Annotated in this window: 14 protein-coding genes; 9 read left to right on the plus strand and 5 right to left on the minus strand. The window is 46.4% G+C overall.

Annotation, left to right across the window (positions count from 1 at the left end; genetic code table 11):
* The first annotated feature begins 71 nt into the window (after positions 1-71).
* Positions 72-1664 (plus strand): bifunctional glucose-1-phosphatase/inositol phosphatase, encoded by a 1593-nt coding sequence (agp, locus tag AC6I8W_RS07560; RefSeq protein WP_497837614.1) that lies wholly within the window; start codon positions 72-74, stop codon positions 1662-1664.
* A gap of 88 nt (positions 1665-1752) precedes the next feature.
* Here agp and AC6I8W_RS07565 read toward each other — a convergent pair whose 3' ends face one another.
* The 3 genes from AC6I8W_RS07565 to wrbA are packed head-to-tail and all read right to left on the minus strand — an operon-like array spanning position 1753 to position 4052.
* On the minus strand, positions 1753-3126 hold the full coding sequence (locus tag AC6I8W_RS07565) for an NAD-dependent succinate-semialdehyde dehydrogenase (protein ID WP_497837615.1): 1374 nt from the start codon (positions 3124-3126) through the stop codon (positions 1753-1755).
* A 54-nt stretch (positions 3127-3180) separates the two neighbouring features.
* Positions 3181-3411, minus strand: coding sequence for a YccJ family protein (locus tag AC6I8W_RS07570; RefSeq protein ID WP_013508568.1), 231 nt, complete (start codon positions 3409-3411; stop codon positions 3181-3183).
* 20 nt (positions 3412-3431) lie between these two features.
* Positions 3432-4052 carry an NAD(P)H:quinone oxidoreductase gene (gene wrbA / locus AC6I8W_RS07575; RefSeq protein WP_497837616.1) on the minus strand — a complete coding sequence of 207 codons (621 nt, stop codon included), beginning with the start codon at positions 4050-4052 and terminating at the stop codon, positions 3432-3434.
* A 43-nt stretch (positions 4053-4095) separates the two neighbouring features.
* Between wrbA and AC6I8W_RS07580 the strand changes: the two genes are divergently transcribed.
* Positions 4096-5796 carry a recombinase family protein gene (locus AC6I8W_RS07580; protein ID WP_497837617.1) on the plus strand — a complete coding sequence of 567 codons (1701 nt, stop codon included), beginning with the start codon at positions 4096-4098 and terminating at the stop codon, positions 5794-5796.
* 41 nt (positions 5797-5837) lie between these two features.
* On the opposite strand, the gene AC6I8W_RS07585 is transcribed toward AC6I8W_RS07580, so the two are convergent.
* Positions 5838-6752 carry a hypothetical protein gene (locus AC6I8W_RS07585; protein ID WP_497837618.1) on the minus strand — a complete coding sequence of 305 codons (915 nt, stop codon included), beginning with the start codon at positions 6750-6752 and terminating at the stop codon, positions 5838-5840.
* Positions 6753-7608: 856 nt separating this feature from the next.
* On the opposite strand from AC6I8W_RS07585, the gene AC6I8W_RS07590 reads away from it, so the two are divergent.
* The 6 genes from AC6I8W_RS07590 (at position 7609) to AC6I8W_RS07615 (ending at position 14738) form a co-directional block, all read left to right on the plus strand.
* Positions 7609-8445, plus strand: a complete 837-nt coding sequence (locus AC6I8W_RS07590; RefSeq protein WP_497837619.1) for a hypothetical protein — start codon at positions 7609-7611, stop codon at positions 8443-8445.
* 667 nt (positions 8446-9112) lie between these two features.
* A complete protein-coding gene (locus AC6I8W_RS07595) occupies positions 9113-9481 on the plus strand; it encodes a hypothetical protein (RefSeq protein WP_497837620.1) in 369 nt (122 codons plus the stop codon).
* Positions 9482-9689: 208 nt separating this feature from the next.
* Positions 9690-10241, plus strand: a complete 552-nt coding sequence (locus AC6I8W_RS07600) for a recombinase family protein (protein WP_497837621.1) — start codon at positions 9690-9692, stop codon at positions 10239-10241.
* A 329-nt stretch (positions 10242-10570) separates the two neighbouring features.
* Positions 10571-10792 (plus strand): hypothetical protein, encoded by a 222-nt coding sequence (locus AC6I8W_RS07605; protein ID WP_497837622.1) that lies wholly within the window; start codon positions 10571-10573, stop codon positions 10790-10792.
* A gap of 834 nt (positions 10793-11626) precedes the next feature.
* The gene (locus tag AC6I8W_RS07610) at positions 11627-12403 is read left to right on the plus strand and encodes a hypothetical protein (RefSeq protein WP_497837623.1); all 777 of its coding nucleotides are present in this window, start codon (positions 11627-11629) and stop codon (positions 12401-12403) included.
* Positions 12404-12476: 73 nt separating this feature from the next.
* Positions 12477-14738 carry a tape measure protein gene (locus AC6I8W_RS07615; protein ID WP_497837624.1) on the plus strand — a complete coding sequence of 754 codons (2262 nt, stop codon included), beginning with the start codon at positions 12477-12479 and terminating at the stop codon, positions 14736-14738.
* A gap of 79 nt (positions 14739-14817) precedes the next feature.
* On the opposite strand, the gene AC6I8W_RS07620 is transcribed toward AC6I8W_RS07615, so the two are convergent.
* Positions 14818-15753, minus strand: coding sequence for an AbiTii domain-containing protein (locus AC6I8W_RS07620; RefSeq protein ID WP_497837625.1), 936 nt, complete (start codon positions 15751-15753; stop codon positions 14818-14820).
* A 601-nt stretch (positions 15754-16354) separates the two neighbouring features.
* Between AC6I8W_RS07620 and AC6I8W_RS07625 the strand changes: the two genes are divergently transcribed.
* A complete protein-coding gene (locus tag AC6I8W_RS07625; protein WP_013508570.1) occupies positions 16355-16519 on the plus strand; it encodes a con-10 family general stress protein in 165 nt (54 codons plus the stop codon).
* Positions 16520-16571: the final 52 nt, after the last annotated feature.

The raw sequence follows: 16571 nt of genomic DNA on the forward strand, positions 1-16571 counted from the left end.
ATTTCGCTCTGTGGCCGAGCTAATCGTTTGAATGCCAGAGTGTTTCACTGATGAATTATGGAATAGGCACAATGATCAAGAAACTGAGTCTTTGCGCGTTGTCAGTCATCGCTGCGTTACCGATGGGCATGGCAGCACAGGCTGCGGAAGGGGACATGCAGCTGCAGCAGGTGCTGATGCTGAGCCGTCACAATCTGCGCGCACCGCTGGCGAATAACGGCAGCGTGCTGGAGCAATCAACCAAAAAAAGCTGGCCACAATGGGATGTACCTGGTGGGCAGCTCACCACCAAAGGCGGTGTGCTGGAAGTCTACATGGGCAATTACACCCGTCAGTGGCTGGCACAGCAGGGGCTGGTCGAAAACGGTGTCTGCCCGGACAGTAACAATGTCTTTGTCTATGCCAACAGCTTGCAACGTACCGTGGCGACCGCCCAGTTCTTCGTCAATGGTGCCTTCCCTGGTTGTGATATTGCGGTGACGCATCAGGATGCCATGGGCACGATGGACCCGGTGTTTAACCCAGTCGTGACCGATGGCAGCGACGATTTCAACAAAAAAGCACTGGCGGCGATGACGGCGGCTAACGAAAAGCTGGCGTTGAAACCGGCGTACCAGCAGCTGGAAAAAATTGTCGATTACAAATCAGCACCTGCCTGCAACGGCAAGAAACAGTGCGATTTGAGCAGCGGACAGAACACCTTCAGTGCTGACAACGGTAAAGAACCGAACGTCAATGGCCCGCTGAAAGTGGGTAACTCGTTGATCGACGCCTTTACCCTGCAATATTACGAGGGTTTCCCGCTGGATCAGGTGGCCTGGGGTCAAATCAAGACGCCTGAACAGTGGAAAGCGCTGGCGGCGATCAAAAACGGCTATCAGGATGCACTATTCGCTTCACCGGAAGTGGCACGTGAAGTAGCGGCTCCGTTGGTGGATTACATTCGTAGCCAACTGATCGATCAGGACAAAGCCAGTGCGCCAAAAGTGACGTTGATGGTGGGGCATGATTCCAATATCGCCTCGCTGCTAAGCGCATTGCAGGTGAAGCCTTATGAACTGCCAGGCAACGATGAGAAAACACCCATTGGTGGTCAGGTAGTGTTTGAGCGCTGGCATGACGCGAAGAACAACAAAGATTTGTTGAAAGTCGAATACGTTTATCAGACCAGCGATCAGCTGCGCAATGCAGATGTGCTGAGTCTGAAGAACCCACCGAAACGCGTGACGCTGCAACTGGCGGGCTGTGACGCCGATGCCAACGGCTATTGCAGCTGGGATCAGTTCGCCAGCGTGCTGAATAGCGCCTTACAGGGCACGCCGCTACAGCCTGCGGCACCGGAACCTGCCGCGCAGCCTGAACAGGCCGCGACAGCTGAAGATGCGCAGGTGCAAGCGGATCAGACGGCTGCCGACCAGGCTGCGGCAGAGAAAGCCGCAGCAGACAAAGCAGCGGCGCAGAAAGCGGCGGATGCGAAAGCGGCAGAAGAGAAGGTGAAAGCCGATAAAGCGGCTGAAGCCAAGGCTAAAGCAGAGAAAGCGACGGCGCAGAAAGCGGCGGAAGATAAAGCGAAAGCTGATGCAGCCGCGGCGGAAAAGGCGAAGGCTGACGCCCCGGCTAAATCGGACAAGAGCGACGCCAGTACCGCACCTGCCAGTAATTAACGTCCGTAGCGGCGCGATTTATCGCGCGTTTTTGACCTTTAGTGGGCAAGGCGCGATGAGTCGCGCCGCTACGAAACCAAGTGGCCTTTTAACCCGCCACCACCACCAGCTTTTGATTCGCAAACTCTTTCAGACCGAGATCGGACAGCTCGCGCCCATACCCTGAACGTTTTACCCCACCGAACGGCAATTCAGCGGCGGTATCGCTTTGTGAATTGATAAACACCATACCGGTTTCAATTTGCGACGCGATTTTACGTCCGCGCGCGATATCCCGTGTCCACACCGATCCGCCCAGACCATAATGCGAGTCGTTCGCCAGCGCAACAGCGGCACTGTCGCTTGCCACCACATACACCTGCGCCACCGGGCCAAAAAATTCCTGATAATAAGCCGGATTGTCAGGCGTCAGGCCGGTGAGGATGGTTGGTTGAAAATAACATCCCACGCCGTCGATGGGGCGACCTCCGCATTCCAGGCGCGCACCATGCTGCACCGCTTCATCAACCTGTTTAATCAGCCGCTCGCGTGCTTCACGCGAGGATAGCGGGCCAAGGGTGGTTTTCTCATCCAGCGGATCGCCAGCTACCGCCGATTGCAGCGTGGCGCTGAACTTCGCCATAAACTGTTCGGCCACCTGTTCATGGACAATAAAACGTTTCGCAGCGGTACACACCTGGCCACAATTACTCAGCCGAGCCTGAGCGCCCTGACGCACCGCTTCATCGAGATCGGCATCATCCAGCACCACAAACACATCGTTGCCACCCAGTTCCAGCGTCGATTTCTTCAGGTGTTTTCCCGCCTGTTGCGCGACTGCGCTACCTGCACGTTCTGAGCCGGTGAGCGCTACCCCTTGTACCCGATGGTCAGCGATTAACTCCGCCACCTGTTCATTGGAGATATACAGATTGGTCCAGGCCCCCAGGGGAGCGCCAGCCTCCTGCACCAGTTTTTCGAAGGCATCCGCGCAGTGCGGCACGATGGGCGCGTGTTTAGCCAGCACCGGATTGCCGAGCGCCAGGTTGGGGGCCAGTACACGCATCAGCTGATAATAAGGGAAGTTCCACGGCTCAACCGCCACAATCACGCCAATCGGATGATATTCCAGCCAGGCATCGCCGACGTCGCTGGGATAGGCTTGTGGCTGGAGCAGCGTGGCGGCGTGCTCAGCGTAGTAACGCGCGATTTGTGCACAAATTTTTACCTCACCCCGGCTTTGACCAATCAGTTTACCCATCTCCAGGCTGGCTATGGTCGCCAATTTCTCAACATTGGCGTCGATCAGGTCCGCCAGTCGTTTCAGCACCTGTAGTCGCGGTTGGATATCTCCTTTGCACCAGTCGGAATGGTAAAGACGATCGGCGGTTTCCAGCGCCTGCTGCATCCAGGCGTCATCATGCGATGGCCAGGTTTTCAGCAATTGATTGTTGGCTGGATTGATACTTTGATAGGAAGACATACAACGCTCCTTGGTCAATTAAAATGACAAAGGCGGGACTGGCCCGCCTGAGATTCAAATATTTTTACGCTCGACCGTCTTGTCGTCCCAGGTCAGGACGTCCTGATCGGTCTTGTCAAAGGCGCGAAACAGGACTTCATCGCTACCCTGCTGACGCCAGATTTCCTCTGCCAGCCGCTCGTCATAGTTAGCGACCTCAAAGATTGCTTCGGCAATTTCGGTTGAGGTGTGACGTAGGGTGGCCCATTCGCCCACGTGGTGAGCTTTAGACTGTTCTGTTGCCATAAATGTCTCCTGTTGTGGATTTATCCTTTCAGTTTTACCGCCAGTCCGGCGACATGCTCGCCCTGGAAACGTGCGATATCGAGTTCCTCCGCAGAAGGCTGGCGCGATCCATCGCCCCCTGCAATGGTGGTGGCGCCATACGGGGTGCCACCGCGCACATGGGAGATATCGAAAAGTTCTTTGGTGCCATAACCGATGGGGACAATCACCATGCCGTGGTGGGCGAGGGTGGTCCAGACTGAGGTGATAGTCTGCTCCTGACCACCGCCAGTGCCGGTCGAGGCAAACACGCTGGCGATCTTGCCGTAGAGCGCTCCGGATGCCCACAGGCCGCCAGTGCGATCGAGAAAGTTGCGCATCTGACCGGCCATATTCCCGAAGCGTGTCGGCGTACCGAGAATGATGGCATCATATTGTGGGAGATCCTCGGGAGTTGCTTCAGGTGCGGCTTGCTGTACTTTTCCGCCGACTTGCGCAAAGCGTTCAGCGTCCATGGTTTCCGGTACGCGTAGGATCGTGACCTCCGCACCGCTAACACGACGCGCACCCTCGGCTACAGCCTGCGCCATGGTTTCAATATGTCCGTACATGGAGTAATAAAGCACAAGTATTCTTGCCTTACCGCGTTCTTCATCTTGCATGTTACAATCCCTCTGGCAATTGAACCTAAAGGAAAGCGTAGCAATGAAACTGCTTGTCAGCTATGTACGGTGGAGCACTAAGGCTCAAGATTCTGGCGATAGCTTACGCAGACAGAACGACATGATCGATGCGTTTTACCGTAAGCATAGTGACCAGTATTTCATGTCTGCAACCCATCGTTATGTCGATAAAGGGAAGTCTGGATTCCATCAGAAACACAAGGCTGACGGGGGAGAGTTCAAACGTATGCTGGACAATGTCATGTCTGGCAATATTCCCGCTGGCAGTCTGATTGTTCTTGAAAATTTTGACCGTGCTTCACGTGCAGACATTGACAGTGCAATTGATGATATTCGGCAGATTCTGAGGAAAGATGTCGAAATTCTGACCTTGGGTGACAATGAATATTATGACAAATCTTCTCTTTCTGACCCAATCAGACTCATCAAACACATTCTTATAGCGGAACGTGCTCACCAAGAATCAGTTGTTAAGCAAGAGCGCACCATTGCTGTCTGGAAAGCGAAAACTGCTAAGGCGATTGAAACTGGCCTACCAATGGGAAGACAAACACCCGGATGGATTGAGTTAAGCGGTGACCGTCAATCATTTTTGGTAAACGAACAGAAAGCAGAGGTTGTCCGTAAGATCTTCACTATGCGATTACAGGGTCATAGCATGTTCGCCATCTGTAAATGGCTCAATGAGAATGGCATAGCAACAATTAATGACCGTAAAGCGCGAATCTCTAAAACTTTCAAGCCTAGTGGCGGTGGTTGGTCTGCAATATCGGTTAAATGCCTTCTGACCTCACGCAGTGTCATCGGTTACCTTCCAGCGAAGATAAGCACAGAGGATCGCAAGACTGTCTTACGTGAAGAAATAGCTGACTATTATCCTCCTGTAATTGATGAACAGACGTTTAATGCTGTCCAAACACTACTGGAGCAAGGAGGGAAGGGTAGGCTTGCAACAGGTGACCATTGGCTCTATGTGAACATCTTCAGAACAATGATCCGCTGTAAGTGTGGTTTGACAATGACTCCATCGGGTATACGTCAGCCAGTTTACCAAGGTACATATCGTTGTAACGGTATGCATGAAGGTCGCTGTGATTATGGTTCGGTGTCACGTAAAAAACTTGATACAGAACTCTGCACACGTTTATTTAGCAGATTGTCACAGCTTTACGACAGTAACGTAGACCAGAGCAAAATAATCGAACTCCAGCGTAAACTCCAAACGGTGGACAAGGAACTTGAGACGCTTACTGACGCATTGCTTCAGCTCCCAAATATTACTCAGATACGTGATGCACTCGCTGAAAAGCAGAATGAAAAGGAATCGCTTCAGGCTGAACTAAGACGCGAGACGATGCGTATTCAATCAGTATCAGACCTCGACCTGTCAAAACTGAATCTTCAAACAACACAGGGAAGGACTGAGGCGCATGTCATTATCAAGAAGATGGTGCGGGAGATCATTGTAGATGGTCGTGTCAAACTAGTTGACGTGTATCTTCACAATGGGAATGTGATCCGAGGATTTTCTCTTACTGGTGAACGAGACCTTACGCTGACCTTTGAACGCGCAACTGACGATACGCCTGATCAGGACTTTATTGCAGTAATGGGACAACAGTTGCCGAAGGTATTCCCAGCAGATGAATTTACCAAGCAGGAAAGGCCAGAGGTAACTGATTGGCCTGAAGTGGAGCCAGACTACCCAAACGCGAGAGAGTAGTGATAGAAAAGCGCGAGTACTTATCCCGCGCCCTAAATTCATTACGGCAAGAATTTCACAATTTCGGCTTGCCATGAATTTTTATGAATAACTCTGCCTTTGTGCAGGTTAGCATCCAATATTTCAGCTTTACTGAGTTGTGACAACATCGCCCACTTACTATCAAAAATGTAGGTAGCATTGTTGCATTGGGAGCTTTCCAAAACGAAAACATTGCTTTTGGTAAAACCAAATACAACGTACCCTTGAAATCCTGCATGACCGACTGCTACAAAATCAGGCTTTCTGCCATTGATTAGTTCGAGTCTGCCTTCAACTACAGCAGCATTAGACTTGCTTCGAATGTTTATGGCCGAAATAATTTGAGATCCGATCTCATCCCAAGGGTGTTGACCTGGCGGTAACAGGTTCCAGTTAAGTTTTATCGACTTACTTTTGATTATAGTGTTGAGCTGATCATCAACAGGCTCACATAAACCAAAAATTTCCAGAAAAAGATTTACGCAGTGTGTAACCAGCTCTTTATTGTTATCTGATAACGTTAGCTTTGGAGAGATCACTAATCTCTCTCCTTGCAAATTTTCTACAATCTTTAGTTCTATGCTTGGGGGAGGTGTGAAAATCCTTTTGTATCGCTTATATTCAATTTCGCAAGTATCTGTGACCTCTTGGGTATCACCACCCCCGATCCATTGTTTACGAGTCCATGACATTTGCCGATAAGCTGTTTCTTTGGGGGCTTTTTTATCAGGAACCGATTTACCAATTGAATTGAACCGTGTAATTGGCCCCATAACTTTGGGTAGAACTTCTTCACCTAACCCCCTGTTACTTGAGAAGCCAATTGAGTCAGTTTTCTTGGTATCAGGTAATGCATGAGCAATGTAGATTTCCCGGCCATCGAAATTGGCTATGTAGTTATCAATATTACGAATACGCTTTTTCTGAATAAGCATTGAACGTTCCTTTTGACTACTTCTATCGGTTTACATAACCAAGCGAGCCAGGCACAATCACACTGTTGAAATGTAGGAAGGGTGACTGACGTTTGAGTCTGCAAACTCATGTTGGTTATGCCCAGAGAACCGGGTCACAATCGTGCTCCCGGTTTTTTTATGCTCTATTGACAGCGAGAGCACTACATGTAGTGTCTTTTGGGATATCAAACACTACATGATGAGTATATTAGCCAGCATTTTAATCAGTACAAGAGTTGATTTTCGCGAAAAAATCCGTCACGAAGGGTGGCGTAATTCTTGGATCGTTATTCCATAAGGGCTGTCACTGGTGTCAACTGCCAGCGACTTTTTTTTTCAATTTTTGATCGGGCGCGTTGTGATTGCTCAAAATCTCCTGTTGTGGAAAGTTCTGAAGCCTAGAAAGCCTTGAAAAGGCCGTCAGGATTGAACTTATCAAAAATCGCTTAAGAAGTTTTTTAAGTTGGTAGATATGAAACATGACTACGTAGCTGCTTCATACGGAGCATAAAACAAGTGGCTTGTCAATTAAATGTTGACAATTGTTACAATTATGTTATCATTAATTGTGGTTGATGAACTTCCCGCAATCTTCCCACATTAACAATGTATGTATCTTTCTGAACCAAAATAAACTCTTCAATGTCACCTGACTGATTACTTTGATTGTCCTTGCAAGTTGATGCGGGTCGTAAACCGATATTAGCTCTCATACATGGCTAACGGTTTCTCACAGGGACAATTCTTTTAACAAGGTGGCATTGAAGAGTTTTTTAATGTCTGTTTGGCAATAGCTCTAATATCCCGCAATCGACTATCACCCCATGAGGTATTAATGTATGTAACACAATCCGCTCATCTAAAAAAATGCTTACCTAAAAATTTTAAGGTTCCAACTGAACAAGATGTAAGTAAAGCAGTTGATGAAGTCCTCATTGAAATTATGGGGCAGGCTCCCAAAAATCACGTTAAACCGATTACAATTACAAAGACGGGTAAAATCAGAAAGCCCCATATGGGTAAAGAAACTCCCAATACGTTCCGGTCAGATTTTAAAGATATTCATCAGTACTCAAACATGCTTCCTCACGTCGAGGATATTTTCATGGGTGCGATTCGTCAAAATACCACAGGCAACCACCTTAATAGGTACATGTTGTTTAATCTGCTCAAGTCTTTGGATACCATCTCAGCAGAAGTGATCTATATAGTTGTTAATTCCCATCGTCCAGTAGCTGAGCATATTTCAGAGCGCTATGCGCAACAGTTGGCTAATGCATGTCGTAATGTTATCTCTGCCTTTGAGCATCATCTCGAAGTCAAAAATATAACGAACTATGTAGTAGAGGATGCAATTGATGGGGATCATTTGAGCGCTGAATCTGATGAACTCGGTTACATTGCACATACACAACCTGTTCAGACTCCAGAACACAAGAGGCAGCTACTTGTACAAGCTGGTTTAACCGACTCGCAAATTAAGCAGTGCATGACAGGTTGTAAGGTTCAATGGGGTAAGTCAATCTCAGCAAAAGGCGGTTCAACGGTTACTGTTGAGTCTGCACATGTGCATATTGATATCTTGCCAGACAATTACGACAACTTGAAATGGTTGTCTGACCTTTCCTGTTATGTTGATGTGGCTACAGGTGAAATCTTCACTTGCTCTTAGCCAAAAATATAACGAACTATGTAGTAGAGATCTGAAAAGTAATTTGTACATAGTTCAATAAACAGTCTGGAGCAATCTGGATTGCGACTAATGGTCGATACCCAACAAGGGGAGACCAGTCTTTAACTACTGAACAGAAACCGCATCACACTTAAAATCTTTCTTCGTCACCTATGTGGGTTGACTCATTTTAATTGATGCGGTTTCTGTTCAATCATCCAATAGGTAAAAATGTAATGAACCTTACACCAACGCACAGAGCACTTTTTCAGTCACTATCTGAAAAAAAGAATATCCGCCAATCTGATCTGCTGACCCGAATCCTTGAACTGAAACTCATGGGAAAGAATCACCGTGATATCGCGGAACAACTCGGTTATAGCAAAGCATATATCGATCAGCTTCATTCCAAAGCCAAAAGATCTATCTGAGGTTGAACATTACCAATTTTATAGCTCTATGGTATCTCTTTTAGGATAACAAAATGTCTCTCTTACACTTCATTTTCCAAGCAATCATTGTCTGTGCTGTTACAAGTGTGATCTTTTATATCATTGATAATAAGATTAAATAATCCAATTTTTTCAATTTTTAATATTTCTCAGACATCGTTATCGCCACCCACATGTGCATTCATTTTTAAAATAATTTCCCAAATAGGTGACCAATGCCTCGCATTAATCGACCACACCCTGAGCTTTTCAATTCACTCCCAGATGACCATACCCCTCCACTATCCGTGCAGTGGTTTGAAGCCATCCTTACCGGGGATGCTAAAAAACTCAAAATGTTTGGCCTGAATCAAAAACAGATAGCCGAACTACGCCAGTTAGAGCACCGCACAAACGCAGCAACCAAACTATTGACCCGTGATAACACCTCTGTTCGCAATGTCTCAAAACGCGTTGTAGCAGCACAGAACGGTATTCTTCCAGTTCATCAAGCAAAGGCTCTTAGCACTCGTTCTCAGCGTCCAGCATTAGGCGTATTCCACAGTAAAGTTCCAGCGCCCGTTACAGTCCAGGTTAATGGTTAATTGCTGTAAGTGGCTATATGACAAGAAGCGACCATCATCCTGCGAGGGGTGTTGTTCTCTGGCTATCCCTCCAGTGTCTCATAACCATCTCCTTTTGAGACACAGTTCCCCGTACCTAAAAAGACGCTTTTCATTGTCTCAAAAGATTGTTTTCAGTTTATGAGACACGTATACTTATGAGACTAACTTTTGAGACAGGAAACAGGCTATGTCAATCATCGGGTATGCAAGGGTATCGACCAATGACCAAACGGTTGAGAATCAGAAGCAACAAATCACTGAGGCTGGTTGTCCGGTCACTAAATGGTTCACTGATACAGCAGTCTCCGGTGCAGTCTCCGCATCACAGCGTCAAGGCTTCAGTGACCTACTGAACTATATCCGTGAAGGTGACACACTTGTTGTCGTCGCTATCGACCGCTTAGGACGTAATACAATCGACGTTCTACAGACCATCGAAATGCTACAGTCAAAAGGTGTGAAGGTTATCAGCATCCGTGAAGGGTTCGATTTGACCACCCCTGTAGGGAAAGCGATGCTGACTATGATGGCTGGTTTAGCATCACTCGAAAAAGACCTTATTGCAGAACGCCGTACAGCAGGTATCAAACGCGCACAATCAGAAGGTGTCCATTGTGGCAGACCAATCAAAGTAACCACTGAACAGATTGCTGAACTCGTTGCTCAGGATATGTCACCGAAAGAAATCATGAGTGCTCTGAACATCAGCAAAGCAACTTTTTATCGTTTGAAACCTTGAGCACCAAACCATTGTGACAACTCTTAGGGTATCCCTGCTCAGAACACTGCTCAAATACCCGCAATAAACTTTCACATTGCTTTTTATATGTCTCTCAATTTCTCAGTAAGTCCAGATATTTGAGATTTTGCCAACTTTTTTAACCCGTGTGTCTGGATGAGCAAGCACGTATACACGTATTTAGCACAATAGCCACACAGTCCCTGTATCTCACCGTCCAGATACTTTCCGATATCCCCTCATTCATCCACCAGCTACTGTGACCCTTTTTCATGAAAAAAAATGAGAAAAGGCACTCAGCGCCCTATACATTTCAGGAGCCATTTACAATGGCTAAAGCACCGCACATCAGCAAAGCAGAACGTGATTACAATCGTCAGATCTCAGAAGAAGACCGTCAGCGCGAGCAACAGCGCCAACTCTCATACAAAAATGTACGTGCGACAGCGTATCTGTATCGTCGTCCCTTAGATGAACCGAACATGAGTTACCAGAATGCAGATGGACTTATAGTGACCACACCCAATAGCCTTCCCATCAGCCTTTGCTAAACACATTATCTTCATAAATGCAAGGAATTTATCTTGACATTATGTTGCAAAACTGTTATAGTATCATTGTTATCTGGTAAAAAGTGTTAGCCCGCTTCTCAGTGATATCATCTCGAACAAAGATCAAGAGTCTCCAAAGCGGATTGTTTCATCGGACAATCCCTTTTCTCCTCAGCACCACATTGCACAGATCATCTTCTTGTTCAGTCTCCTTGGCAGGTAACTGATAAGGCTCATCACCTTTCCTAAACGATGGCACCTATCACCCATAACCTGCTTCTGGCGAGGTTCCTGGTGTGCGGTGATTTGTGCAATGTTGTGTCATTGCAGCATTACCTGATTATCTCTCCTGGTAATACCTCTTCGCCTTGGCATGGAAACGTGCCTCGGCAATTTTTATGTCTTCTCTCCTAATATCTGGAATCTCGCCTAATGCTAATTTCATTCTTCTGCACGTATACCCTGTTCGCGCTGTTCAGCTCTCACATTGAATCCATCATCACCAAGGGGGCTAAATAATGAACGCTTATGACATCATCACAGTTGACCCTATAAGAGGTTGTGTACTCTTCGATTTCGACACTGTCCCATTCGGTGACCTGATGAATATCGTATTCATCGACACTACCAATCTTCACAAAGCAATTTATCAAGCCTTCTTCGCAGCAGGGTTTGATGAGGAAACATGTCAACACCAAGCAGATGTTGGCCTCCTACAGATTCGAGACGGTCTATCCCGTGTGATTGACAGTGCCAGAGGCCACCAGCCAATCGTCTCAACATTCGTACACAACCCATCTTCTTTATACGCTCACTAATCCTGGAATCTCGCTAATGAACAACGCTATCGGCTACCAAACAGTAAACAACGGCAATACAGCTATTGCACCAATCACAGACCCTGTGACAGGTAAAACCACTTTCAAAGAGTCCCACCACCAGCGCAAGGAAGAGATTCTTCCACCTGATATTGATGGTTCCCTAATGGATGCGTCACAGCGCCATGCAGACGCACTGAATCAGATTGAACGTGACCGTGTAGAACAGGCTGAAGAAGCCAGTAAGGCGACTTTTGAAGACTTATATCCTTCTGAACAGCGCCTATTTGTAGAACGTCATTACACCAAAATCATCCGTAAGCTGGACAAAGAGCACGTTCAAGCGTGTGATTCTGTGACAGATTTTGAATCACGTGAGTTAACATTCCGTGCACAGATTCAAGCTCAGTATGCGTTTGAAGGTAAGCACCCTGATGTGAAGACCATTTATAGCGCTGGTGACACGCACTTCAAACACTTGCTCACATCTGGCGCTTTCAACGTTGACGGTTACAAACTGGCTGACCAACGCAAAACAACTGGTGATGCTTCTCGAATCTTCCTGATTCCTTCAAGTGTTCCTAACCTGATGGCATATGCAGATTCACCTGAAGCCAAAGCACTCAGCCTCACAGAATATCAACGTGACCTTGACCGCCTGGTCAGCAAACGTAAACAGGCAGCGGTAAAACTCACTGAGACTAAGAAAGCAGCACGTGACGCACTTGCAGCTATTCCGACTTTTGAAGATCTCGTATCAGACGTTGTCAAACGAATGAAAAAATCTTCATAAACACCGTTACACACACAATTAAGAGTCCCTGCCAGCATTGGTACGGGACTTTTTTCATATATGGAACTTAGAAATGTCCAATAACAGTACACATGTTGTCGATCAGTTCGTGATTGAAATGGGTATGCAGGAAACTGTCATGCGTGGTCTGGCAAAACTCGAAAAGCAGATCCTGCCAGTCGCTAACCGTCTCGAAAAAACTCTAACCCGTCCTTTCACCAAAGATTACTCGCGCGGCCTAAAGCCTACCTTCAAGAATATTGAGAAGATGGCGAACAGTTCAGCCCGTAACATTCAAAACTCTCTAAGTCGTGCCTTCAACACTGGCACTGCTGGACGTGGGCTATTCAATAACTATGAGCGTGAAGGACTGGCAGCCGCACGTAACGTTTCCCGTGCCATTCGTTCTGCATATTCTTCACCACAGCCAATCGTGCCACCAGCAGGACTGAACCCACGAGGCTCAAGTAGTAGACGTAATCCTACAGATGCAATTAATGACATCGTGAACCGCACCCGTACAAGCGCGTTCTATGGCAATCTGGCGCTACGTAACCCTGAACAGCACCAAGCGTACACTCAGCGTCTTCAAGCCCTCCAAGAGCAGCACAGTGCATCTGGTGACCTACGTTCTTTCAGACAAGATCTACGCTCACTCAACTATGAGTTTGCTCAAACACAACGCGCTTCAGCAATGGCACGTTCAGCACAGCGTTTGCAGGTGATGGAAGCATCTGGTGGCATCCGTGGTCTGTTGAATGGCCTTAGTGAATCCGTCTTACCTCTGACAGGTGCATTCTTCTCCCTACACAAAGCAATTGAATTCTTTCAAGAGTCAATCCAGGAAGGTATGGATCGCAAGAACGCAGAACTCGTCTTTAACTCTGCTTTCGGTCACGGTGCATCTGACACAGCAGCAGCCGCAATGCCAGCTAAGTTACAGGTATTCGACATTGCTGATCAGCTTGGTTTAGACAAGACACAAGCACTTCAGGATTATGGACGCTTCAGAGCATCCGCGCCCACCAGCATCAGTGACGATGATCTGATCAAGTTCCAGCGTAATGAATCATTCTTCGCACGTAAAACAGGTGCATCTCAGGACGCTGTTTCCCGCGCCAATACACAGTTACTTCAGGATATGGCAGCAGGTAAGGTCTCTATGCAGAACTTCAAACTGTTTGAAGAAGACCTTCCAGCAGCGAACCGTGCATTGCAGCATATCAATGGCGTGACAGGTGGCGCTCAGGCCATGAAAGACTACTACCAGACACATGGTGGCACAGAGCAACTTTTCAAAGACCTGACAAAGGCTATGGCTCTGTCAACTAAAGAAATGGCAGTCTTGACCAAATCACTACAGTTTGAACAAGGTCGTGCAGACTCATCTGTACAGGCAGCGAAGATAAACTTCTTCAATGGTTTCTCAGGTGGTCTGGATCACTTCTATAAGTCAATTGAACATGCAACACGCTCAGGGCTATTCGAGAAAGCAGGTCACGTTGTAGGATATTTCATTAACCGTGTCGCTGATGTGATTGATGTCCTGTCCACAGTTGCGGATAACATTGATGGTTACCTGTTCCTGATCGAAAAAGATTTCTCAGACTTCTGGAACAAACTGTCACCCGAAACTCTGCACCGTCTTGAACAGCTTGGGAAATACTTCAACGATTTCTTTGATCTGTTACTTGTCGTAGCAGCGGGTAAACTTGGTCTGAAAGGTGCACAAGCAATTGCTTCTCGTCTTGGTCTGAACAGTGCAGCGACAGCAGCAGAGAGTACCGTTGCAGCATCTACCGTTGCCTCTACAGCAGGTGGCGCAGCAGCAGGATCAGCAGCGACAGCAGCAGTTGCAGGTGGTGAAGCCACAGCAGTTGGTACAGGTACAGCAGCGACAGTTGCAGGTGAAGGTGCAGCCACAGCAGGTGCAGGTCTCGTTGGTCTGCCGCTATTAATGGCAGGTCTGGTTGGTTACCTATCATCAAGTGATGAACAGAAGCAGTGGATAAAGGATTACGATGCACACCGTACCACCAGCAGTGATTACCAATATGGTATGGTTCCACATCCTTCACTCTACGCACCAACACAGTCATATAACTACGGTCAACCACAGCCACAAAAAGTAGTTGTCCAGCAAGCGCCTATCGAGTTTAAACCTGTAGACGTGAACCTACGTCTGCCTGATGGATCAGTGCAGAGGGTTGCTCTTGAAATGGTTCAGCAGCACTCAGAGGTTCAGATGATGTCTGCTCAAGGTCTTGGTGGTGATTGGCAATCAGCAGGTAAAAATGCTGGCTGGTCTCCTTCAGAACTTTTAAGGACAAAGTGACAATTAATTACTCACAGCCGTTCGTCTAAATAAAATATATTTACGAACGGCCTACCAGAGTCTGATTAATAAGTAATAGTTAGACTGGTATGCCATAATAATGACATAAGTAATTGACTAATAAAACTGGTGCGGCTGCACTGGCGATTTTAATCGTTCCACTCCCAGCCTTTTCGATCATCTTACTGATCCAACCACCGAAACTTGATTCAATCTGACTTTTGTTTTTAGGTGGTTGAATCTTATCAATAATATTTTTAAGGTCATTAATGTCTGAATCTTGTATTTCGTGTTCTTTCAGATGACGTTCCAGGGAGTTAAAATCTCCTTCTTTAATTAAAACACTCAAATGTGATGCGCCAGAATTTCCGAGTTCAAAAATACTATTAGTGCTATTGAAATCACGACCGACATTTATAGAGTTAACACTACGATTGTCATTAATTGTCACGTTATAGCTCCTCTCTTTTTCTTTTGAAGAAAATAATAACTTCTCCCCTAATATCCCGTTCGCCTCCAGTTCCAGAGACCAATCAAGAACTTTTGCTCTAACATTAGTTATTATAGTTTTCATTTGTAATGTGTTGAGCTTCCAAGCTAAACGGAAATCTATTTTTTCAATTTCCTGCAAAAAACCAGCGAGGTCACTTGGCATTTCTGCATAAATAGGGTTCTCAAAGTTTGAGTATTCAACGATGGTTGACATAGTATTAGTCACGTAAACAGTAGTTAATACCTCGTAAATATCTCGACTTTTTTCGCCAACATTTAGTAAATCGAAAGGTATCCAACCCACGGGAGGATTAAGAGCAACAATGCGGGAATTTTTCAAGACCCTGTAATCTGGTAGGAGTTGATTATTAGGGTAACCATTTAACTCATTATTTATCCATTCAGTTGTGCTCTCTTGACCAAGTTTAACCGCAATGATTTTCGCTCTCATAAGTAGAGTTTCCATTTCGGTTGATAAATCTTCGGCCATTGTTTGAAGTTTGATAACTGGAGAATCGTTCATTTGATTCGCACCTTGCTTGACTAGGATTTAATCCTACCCATAAAGGTTAGGATTAAAATTTATCATTAAAATTATTATAAACCATCAATGTATCTTATACAGTATCATCCAAACTTGCTTTAACCCAATCTAGCATTTCTTCAAGCATCTGCTTGCGTGGCGTCCTGTCGTACCCTGTGAAATTAGACTCTTTGTCACCAAATTAATTTTATAATATTAAATATAATTAAATCAATGAATTATGATTTTCGCGTATAGGAGTGTAAGATGACCAAAATTTCCGCCATCTTCTTCCTTCCTGTAGGTATCAACACGTAATCAGAAGTATAGAAGAGCCTGCGTGACCTGCCGCTCAGCGATTAAGCAGGGAAAATCACGGCTTCGCTTAATCTTCCACTAAGCGATTGTTGAATAGCGTAAAGCTCCGGTTTGTTATGAAAAATGAGAAGAATATGTGTTTCAAAGTATAAATATTCACCATAAACGTAACGCTGTTGGCTATTCTTTGTACGGGTGGTACGGAAGACGCACCATCCTGCTTTTCACCTTTTGCATGTGAAAAGTCCTGACCACTGATGAGAAAACTCTATCGGAGGAAATGATGGCACAACATCGTGGAGGATCAGGTAATTTCGCCGAAGATCGCGAAAGAGCCGCGGAAGCAGGCCGTAAAGGCGGTAAAAATAGCGGCGGGAATTTCAGAAATGATCCGCAGCGCGCTTCCGAAGCAGGTGAAAAAGGGGGACGCAGCCGTAATAAAAAATAGCCCGGCTGTAACATAATTCCCTCCACCGCCGGGTTTGCCCGGCGGTGACAGA

Source organism: Pantoea sp. X-Soil-TKNS-1211, from assembly GCF_059730495.1.